Source organism: Collimonas silvisoli (assembly GCF_018305005.1).
GTDB classification, from domain to species: domain Bacteria; phylum Pseudomonadota; class Gammaproteobacteria; order Burkholderiales; family Burkholderiaceae_D; genus Collimonas; species Collimonas silvisoli.
Map to the genome: position 1 here is coordinate 1 of NZ_JAGQEG010000173.1, position 4,997 is coordinate 4,997.

Here is a 4,997-nt window from a genome sequence, read left to right on the forward strand (position 1 = left end):
CCAGCGCACGTTTTGGTTTGAACCCTTCGGGAACGGCTGCAGGCGTCGCATGCCGTTGTTGCGACTCCTTGCCGTAGCACCGCTACGTCGCGTCGTCGCGCCTAGGCCTGCAACGCCTGCCGCACGTTCGCACTCCCAAATCATATGTCAACAGGCCCTAAACTTATACAAAAAAACCGTTTGCGGCGTCTTTTGCCACAAACGGTTCTTCACAAACCGGAACAAATCCTATTCTTCGCTGGTAGACGGCCAGTCGCGGATATAGGCTTTCAGCATCTTGTTTTCAAAACCCTGGGCGTCCAGCACCGCCTTGGCGACGTCATAAAACGACATCACGCCGAGCAAGGTGCGGGCATCCATGATCGGCACATAACGTGCGTGGCGCTCCAGCATGATGCGGCGCACTTCGTTGACTTCGGTATCCGGGGTGACGGTAATCGGGCTGTCATCCATATGCTTGCGCACCGTGTTGCTGCCGACCGCACCGCCGTTCTGGTGAATCGCATTCATCACTTCGCGGAAAGTCAGCATCCCCACCAGCGTACCGAACTCCATCACCACCAGCGAACCGATATCTTTTTCCGCCATCGTATTGACCGCTTCGATCAACGGCGTTTCCGGCGTTACGGTGTAAAGAATATTGCCTTTGACTTTGAGGATCTCAGAAACTTTCATGGGGCCATCCTGCCTTTGCTTGGGTTATGCTTGCTGGTATCCAGAATGTAGCCTAAGCGGCGCTAAAAATCTACCGGGCAGCGCAGCACGAGTAGACTGAATTCTCATATTTCAAGAATAGAAGGAGACAGCCAACACCATGAGCACCCCCCGTTATCCCGGCTTCGACACCCTGTCGCTGCACGCCGGCAGCGTTCCCGATCCGGCCACCGGCGCCCGCGCCACGCCGATTTACCTGACTTCGGCCTTTGTCTTCAAGGATTCCGACCACGCCGCCTCGCTGTTCAACATGGAACGTGCCGGCCACGTTTATTCGCGCATTTCGAATCCCACCAACGCCGTGCTGGAAGAACGCATCGCGGCGCTGGAAGGCGGCGTCGCCGGGATTGCAGTCGCCAGCGGCCAGGCCGCCATGCATCTGGGACTGGCCACCATCGCCGGCGCCGGTTCGCATATTGTAGCGTCGCGCGCCTTGTACGGCGGTTCGCACAATCTGCTGTCCTACACCATGAAGCGCTTCGGTATCGAGACCACCTTCGTCGATCCGAGCGACCTGGATGCATGGCGCGCGGCGATCCGGCCGAATACCAAAGCGCTGTTCGGCGAAACACTGGGCAATCCAGGACTGGATGTGCTGGATATTCCGCGCATCGCCGCCCTGGCGCACGAACATTATCTGCCGCTGATGGTCGACGCCACGTTTACCACGCCCTATCTGCTGCGACCCTTTGATCATGGCGCCGACCTGGTGTTTCACTCCGCTACCAAATTCCTGTGCGGCCACGGCACCGCGGTCGGCGGCTTGCTGGTAGATGGCGGCACTTTCGACTGGCAGCAAGCCTACGAAAAAACCGGCCGCTTCAGCGAGTTGTGCGAACCGTATGAAGGCTTCCACGGCATGGTGTTTTCCGAGGAATCGACGGTGGCGCCGTTTTCCTTGCGCGCCCGCCGTGAAGGATTGCGCGATTTCGGCGCGGTGATGAGTCCGCACAATGCTTTCGCCATCCTGCAAGGGATAGAGACGCTGGCGCTGCGCATGGAAAAGCATGTCGCCAACACCCGCAAGGTGGTCGAGTTCCTGGCGGCGCACGCAGCGGTCGAAGCGGTCGCCTACCCTGAGTTGCCTTCGCATCCCGGCTATGTGCTGAGCAAGACGCTGCTGCCCAAAGGTTGCGGCGCGGTGTTTTCATTCAACCTCAAGGGCGACCGCGCGGCCGGCCGCCGCATGGTGGAATCGCTCAAGATATTTTCGCATCTGGCCAACGTCGGCGACGCCAAATCGCTGGTCATCCATCCCGCCTCGACCACCCATTTCCGCGTCCCCAGCGAGCAGTTGGCGGCCTCCGGCATCACCGAAGGCACGTTGCGGTTATCGATCGGCCTGGAGAACGTCGAGGATTTGATCGAGGATCTGGCCTACGGCCTCAAGATATCGCAACGCGCAGAGCGGAAGGAAAAATAAGATGTTATTAAAAATTCAGTTTCGCGGCGCAGAATACGACAGCTATTGCTATACCGGCGGCAAAGCCTTCAACCCGGAGCTGCCGACCGCGGTATTCATCCATGGCGGCCAAAACGACCACTCGGTCTGGATCTTGCAAACCCGCTATTTCGCGCATCACGGTTTCAGCGTGCTGGCGGTGGACTTGCCGGGACATGGCCGCAGCCAAGGCCCGGCCCTGGCCACCATTGAAGAATTATCAGACTGGCTGGCTTGCTTGCTGGATGCCGCCGGCGTCAGCAAAGCCATCCTGATCGGCCACAGCATGGGTTCGCTGATCGCGTTGGAGAGCGCCGGCCGCGCTGCGGGTTCTGCCGGTTCGGCGCAGATTGCCGGGATTGCGCTGGTCGGCACGGCCTACCCGATGAAAGTCGCCGATGCGCTGCTGGACGCCGCCAACAATGCGCAGCAAAGTGCGATCGACATGGTGAATATCTGGTCGCATTCGACCATTTCGCCCAAGCCCTCAGCCCCCGGCCCGGGATTTTACGTACAGGGCGCGAGCCAGCGCCTGATGCAGCGCATTGCGCGCCAGTCAGACGGTAAACCAACCGTGTTCTATACCGACTTTGCCGCGTGCAACAGCTATGCCAACGGCGGACAAGCGGCGCAGGCAGTAACTTGCCCCACCTTGTTCCTGCTCGGGCAACACGACATCATGACACCCGCCAAGGCCGCAGCCGGCCTGATCGCCGCCATCAAACATGCCAAGGTAGTGCAAATCGAAGCCAGCGGCCATGCATTGATGGCGGAACAACCGGATGCGGTGCTTGATCATCTGTTCAGATTTGCCGCTGCCGCAGTGCACTCGGCGGCAGCGGTTGCACCCACCGTCATCGGGGATTAAGCTTAAAGTACAGCAACAACGAGGAGAGACCATGCCTACCGTGCTTGACAAGAAATACGAGACGTTTGCCGAGTTCTATCCGAGTTATCTGAGCCAGCACAGCAACCGCACTTGCCGCCAGCTGCACTTCGTCGGCTCGACGCTGGCATTGTTGGCGCTGGTCGCGCTGGGATTGACCGGCGCCCTGTACTGGCTGGCGGTAGCGCTGGTGTGCGGCTACGGTTTTGCCTGGGTCGGCCATTTCGTGTTCGAGAAGAACCGCCCCGCCACCTTTAAGCAACCGCTTTATTCGTTCCTCGGCGACTGGGTCATGTACTGGCAGATGCTGACCTGTCAGGTTTCTTTTTAATTAACTATGTAAAACGGCTCACAGCAATGTGAGCCGTTTGTCCCTTAGAATAGCGTTGATTTTCTATTTAGACATCACAACAAACGCTAATCGAATACTGAGCGAATATTGAGGCGGTTCATCGACAGCTGGAAAAAGGGAGATTCATGCACACAACGGATAGCACACCAACGCAGCAGAAACCGGGTCAGGCTGCTGAGCAGAAACTGCCTGCCGCGGCCGTAAAGAAGCCATTGTTTTTAATGAACTATACGCGCCCGACTTACAAGAGTGCCGTGAAAGTCAGCTATTTCTGGAACTCAAGATTGCCGCATGGAGGAACTGTCAAAGTGCGGTTGTACTAAGCCCTGCTCAAAATACGCCGCCAGAGTCTGCTCCAGGCCCTGCTCGATCGCGGCTTCTACCTGCCATGCCAACGCTGAGTCGGTCACCTTGTTCGCCACCAGGTTGCAAACGAACAAACGGTAGATTTCAGCCAGTTTCAGCACTTCCGGATTGGCCAGCAAGATCCAGCCATCGATGCTGACACGCACTTTACGCCCCCATTGGGTCCTGCTCTGCATCTCGGTCTGCACGCAGCCTACCCAGCCGATTTCCAGCATCCGTTGCAACAAACTTTCCGACTCGTCGAAACCGAGCCTGGTCGCCCGCCGGATCTGAGCCGCATCCACCGCGGCTGAATCAGCTTTGGTCCGGGCTTGATACAACACCTCCAACACCGCCATCGCATCGACAAAAGCGCTGCCCGGGGTCGGCACGTGCCACCAGCGTTCGTATTTCACCACCGGCAAGGCCGCCGCCAGCAAGGCGCCGACCAGCGTGATCATCCACAGCATGTAGATCCACAACAAGAAAATCGGCAAGGCGGCCAATGTGCCGTAGACCACGGTGTAGGTTGGAAACTTGATCACGTAGGCGGCAAAGAAGCGCTTGGCGATTTCAAAGGCGATACCGGCCAGCAAGCCGCCCCAGACGGCGTCGCGCCAGTTCACCCGCTGATTCGGCACCGCTACGTACAGCAAGGTGAACGCGCCGGTGGTCAGCGATATCGAGACCGCCGTATAGAACCAGGCGCCAACCCAGCTCATCACCAAGCCATTGGCGGCGGCAGACAGATTGGAAGTAACGCTGATCGAAATGCCGATCAGCAATGGTCCCAGCGTGATAATCGCCCAATACACCATCATCCGCTGGATCCAGGGCCGCTGGGTCTTGACGCGCCAGATGCGGTTAAACACATGGTCTACAGTCGACATCGTCAACACCGCAGTGGCAATCAGCGCTACCCCGCCAACTGCCGACAGGCGCGCCGATTTGGCGGCAAATTGACTGAGATAATTGAGGATGGTGTCGGCCACGCCCCTGGGCATCAGGGAGTGCACGAAATACTCTTCCAGCGATGCGCGGAAGGTGCTGAACAGCGGGAAAACGGTGAAGATCGCCAGCGCGATGGTCAGCATCGGCACCAGCGCCAGGATAGTGGTGAAGGTCAGGCTGCCGGCCACCTGCGGCAAACGTTCTTCACTCAGGCGGCGCGCCGCGAAACGAAACAGATCACGCAATTCCGACCAGGACAGGCCACGTAATCCAGAGAATTTTATTGACTTCATGCTTTACCTAATTTT

The 4,997-nt window shown here is 58.3% G+C and carries 5 protein-coding genes; 3 read left to right on the top strand and 2 right to left on the bottom strand.

Annotation, left to right across the window (positions count from 1 at the left end; translation table 11 throughout):
* Positions 1-228 precede the first annotated feature (228 nt).
* Complete coding sequence (locus KHU33_RS25330; protein ID WP_211468187.1) at positions 229-675, bottom strand: CBS domain-containing protein; 447 nt, start codon at positions 673-675, stop codon at positions 229-231.
* Positions 676-814: 139 nt separating this feature from the next.
* Between KHU33_RS25330 and KHU33_RS25335 the strand changes: the two genes are divergently transcribed.
* From KHU33_RS25335 to KHU33_RS25345, 3 genes are read left to right on the top strand one after another with little or no spacing between them, the layout of a single operon-like run.
* A complete protein-coding gene (locus tag KHU33_RS25335; protein WP_211468189.1) occupies positions 815-2,137 on the top strand; it encodes an O-acetylhomoserine aminocarboxypropyltransferase in 1,323 nt (440 codons plus the stop codon).
* A gap of 1 nt (position 2,138) precedes the next feature.
* Positions 2,139-3,023, top strand: a complete 885-nt coding sequence (locus KHU33_RS25340; protein ID WP_211468191.1) for an alpha/beta fold hydrolase — start codon at positions 2,139-2,141, stop codon at positions 3,021-3,023.
* Positions 3,024-3,054: 31 nt separating this feature from the next.
* The gene (locus KHU33_RS25345; protein WP_211468193.1) at positions 3,055-3,372 is read left to right on the top strand and encodes a DUF962 domain-containing protein; all 318 of its coding nucleotides are present in this window, start codon (positions 3,055-3,057) and stop codon (positions 3,370-3,372) included.
* Between the two features lie 299 nt (positions 3,373-3,671).
* Here the strand turns inward: KHU33_RS25345 and KHU33_RS25350 are convergent, their stop codons facing one another.
* Complete coding sequence (locus KHU33_RS25350; RefSeq protein WP_211468195.1) at positions 3,672-4,982, bottom strand: YihY family inner membrane protein; 1,311 nt, start codon at positions 4,980-4,982, stop codon at positions 3,672-3,674.
* Between the last annotated feature and the right edge of the window lie 15 nt (positions 4,983-4,997).